Source organism: Streptomyces sp. NPDC005799 (assembly GCF_040630525.1).
GTDB classification, from domain to species: domain Bacteria; phylum Actinomycetota; class Actinomycetes; order Streptomycetales; family Streptomycetaceae; genus Streptomyces; species Streptomyces griseorubiginosus_B.
This window is the reverse complement of record NZ_JBEXXQ010000203.1, coordinates 1-1,680: the sequence shown is the minus strand read 5'-3', so window position 1 is coordinate 1,680 and position 1,680 is coordinate 1. Positions and strand designations below refer to the sequence as shown.

Annotated in this window: 2 protein-coding genes; one reads left to right on the top strand and one right to left on the bottom strand. The window is 66.8% G+C overall.

What is annotated here, in order from left to right:
* Positions 1–105: 105 nt before the first annotated feature.
* Positions 106–930 carry a pectinesterase family protein gene (locus ABZ453_RS51225; protein WP_359026961.1) on the top strand — a complete coding sequence of 275 codons (825 nt, stop codon included), beginning with the start codon at positions 106–108 and terminating at the stop codon, positions 928–930.
* Positions 931–1,025: 95 nt separating this feature from the next.
* On the opposite strand, the gene ABZ453_RS51220 is transcribed toward ABZ453_RS51225, so the two are convergent.
* Complete coding sequence (locus ABZ453_RS51220; RefSeq protein ID WP_359026959.1) at positions 1,026–1,208, bottom strand: hypothetical protein; 183 nt, start codon at positions 1,206–1,208, stop codon at positions 1,026–1,028.
* Between the last annotated feature and the right edge of the window lie 472 nt (positions 1,209–1,680).

The following is a 1,680-nucleotide window of genomic DNA, read 5'->3' as shown; positions in this document are numbered from 1 at the left end:
TGGGCGGTCCCGGAGGGCCTACCTCCATCACCAGTGCAGCACCACGTCGGAAGATTCCGTCTACATCAGAACCTCCCGTTGTGTTCGTGGCGCACGGTCATCAGCGTGTCGAGTGACAAGAGCTGGCTGACGATCGAGAGCCTCACCGGCAACCGCGAGGATGTCGTCATCTACAACACCAGGTGCCACGGGATGATCGACCCGACGACCGGCCTGAAGTACGGCACCCAGACCAGCGCTGTGGCCACCTTCAAGTCGGACAACCTGACCGTCAAGAACCTCACGATCTCCAACACCTTCGACCGCAACGCCCACCCGGAGATCAGCCCGTACGAGACCCAGGCCGTCGCGGTGGCCGCGATGGGTGACCGGCAGGTGTACGACAACGTGGCGATCTGGAGCCATCAGGACACCCTGCTCGTCAAGGGGCAGTCGGCCACGACCCAAGCGCGGCAGTACTTCTACAACTGCCACATCCGGGGCGATGTGGACTTCATCTTCGGCAACGCCACCGCGGTGATCGACCGCTCCTACGTCCAGGTCCTCTACTGGCCCGGTGGCACGGTACTGGCGCCGAACACCGACAAGAGCAAGAAGTACGGAATCCTCATCACCGGCTGCCAGATACTCAACGACGGTTCGGCACCCGTGCGTTCGATGTACCTGGGCCGACCGTGGCACAACACCACGGACACCTGGCCCCAGGCGGTGGTCCGCGACAGCACGGTGGGCCACCAGAACAACGACACGCATCCCTGGACCGACATGGTCCCCGACTACACCTGGCAACAGGCGCGCTTCAGCGAGTACCACAACTCCGGGCTCGGAGCGGGCGTCCAGAACGCGCCGAAGCTGACCGACGCCGAGGCCGCCGACTACACCGCCCAGAAGTACCTGGCCGGCACCGACGGCTGGAACCCGGTCCGATGACCGCAGACCAACCGGGCGACAGGCACACCGCCGACCGGCATCGGCAGCGGGCCCGCCCCCGCGGTGAGCTGTAGCGGGGCAGGGCTGATGCGTTCTCAGGTTTCAAGATCGAGTAGTTGGAGTGCGTGGTCGGTTCGTGACCGATAGTGGTCGGTGGCGGCGGCGATATTCGTCCATCCGGCCTGGCGGATGAGGCCGATGGCGAGGTTGCGGAGGGGCGCCATGGCGCGGGGTGCAGTGCCGGTGCGGACGCTGGAGGCGTCTTCGGCGGAGGTCACGTCCCGCACGTGGCGCAGGGCTTTCACCTGCCAGTGCCCGCAGATCAGTTCGGCGAGCTGGGATGCGGTGACCTGGTCCGCGGTGAGGCTGGTGACCGCGTCGATCGTCTTGATGGTGGTCTTGCCTGTCCTGCGGTTGGTGCGACGCCGCTTGACCTCGATGGCCTGGACGGCGTGGGCGAAGAGCAGTCAGGGCTGGACGGTGCAGACCTTGAGCCGGCGGATCACGCGGCGTCCGTGTAGCTGGTCGAGGGTTCGGTGCTGGAGCGGGACCTCCCGCCAGGGCAGGCGGCGCAGCTGACGGCGGAGACGACGTCGGAGAAGACTGCGGTTCCGGCATAGCGGAAGCCACTCGGCGCATCCCCAGGACGGGGCCATCACTCGACTGGCCCCGGTGTGTGCCGCCCGGCCGGGGACGACAAGCGCACATCACCAGGGCTCGGCGACGGCCATTCCCCGAGGCCGTCGCCGA